At 63.1% G+C, this 529-nt stretch carries 2 protein-coding genes; both read right to left on the bottom strand.

Going from position 1 to position 529, the window contains the following annotated elements; genetic code table 11:
* Positions 1-318: MFS transporter (locus tag D1614_RS28820; RefSeq protein ID WP_206610212.1), on the bottom strand; the 318-nt coding region annotated here is incomplete at its 3' end.
* A gap of 80 nt (positions 319-398) precedes the next feature.
* Positions 399-512 carry a hypothetical protein gene (locus tag D1614_RS28815; protein WP_497006690.1) on the bottom strand — a complete coding sequence of 38 codons (114 nt, stop codon included), beginning with the start codon at positions 510-512 and terminating at the stop codon, positions 399-401.
* Between the last annotated feature and the right edge of the window lie 17 nt (positions 513-529).

The following is a 529-nucleotide window of genomic DNA, read 5'->3' as shown; positions in this document are numbered from 1 at the left end:
GGCAAACAAGCCCGCCAAGGCGCTGCCCAGCCCCATGCCGATGAGGCCCGCTGCCACCGCCGGGGCAAACGCGTTGCGCGTGATGCCCCATTCCTTGATCAGCACGGGGATGGCAAAACCAATCAACTGGCCGTCAAAGCCGTCCATGACGATGGCGAAGGCCGCAAGCAGCACCGCCATCTTCTGTGCAAGGGAAAACGGCCCGTCATCGAGGACCGTACCGATATCGACCGTGGTGTGGTTCTGATTCATGCGGGCCTCCGCTGGGACGGCACACATGCGAAAGCGCAACGCCATACCAGCGTCGCGCTCACCCATCTGGAACTGCTCATCATGGTTTGTCTCCGTTGAAGTGGCGTCTGCGCGCCATCGAATGAAAGCTTGGGTTGCTCGGTCCGCTAACGCTCCTGCTGGTGTGCCGCCTGCGCCTGTACCTGCACCAACCGCACGAGCTGCATCAAGGTCTCCGTGTGCGGCACGGGCACGCCATGCCGGCGCGCCGTCGCTACCACGGCGCCATTGATGGATT

The sequence above is a fragment of the Maribellus luteus genome, assembly GCF_003576475.1.
GTDB lineage: Bacteria > Bacteroidota > Bacteroidia > Bacteroidales > Prolixibacteraceae > Draconibacterium > Draconibacterium luteum.
The sequence above is the reverse complement of the archived record's forward strand: the minus strand, read 5'-3'. Positions and strand labels throughout refer to the sequence as shown.